The following is a 246-nucleotide window of genomic DNA, read 5'->3' as shown; positions in this document are numbered from 1 at the left end:
GGGTGATGTCGTGCCTGCGGCTGTTGTGGGCGCTTCGAGCCCGGCGCGGCAACTGCTGCTCGATGCTTTGATACGTCACCGCTGGAAGCCAGCGGAAGCGGCACGGGCGTTAGGGATATCGCGGGCGGCGCTCGATCCCACAGGCGCCAAACCCCTAAAGCCAGGCCATAAAAAACCCCGGAACAGGTCCGGGGTTTTGTTCATCACGCTAACGCGATCACTCCTGGTTGGCCAGTTTGTGCTCGA

Annotated in this window: 1 pseudogene; it reads left to right on the top strand. The window is 62.2% G+C overall.

What is annotated here, in order from left to right:
* Nucleotides 1-133: pseudogene (locus J5M56_RS27140) on the top strand (helix-turn-helix domain-containing protein); the annotation flags it as partial.
* Between the last annotated feature and the right edge of the window lie 113 nt (nucleotides 134-246).

Source organism: Pseudomonas sp. 51_B, assembly GCF_017491595.1.
Classification (GTDB): domain Bacteria; phylum Pseudomonadota; class Gammaproteobacteria; order Pseudomonadales; family Pseudomonadaceae; genus Aquipseudomonas; species Aquipseudomonas promysalinigenes.
Note: the sequence above shows the minus strand (reverse complement) of the source record. Positions and strands in the feature narration are given on the sequence as shown.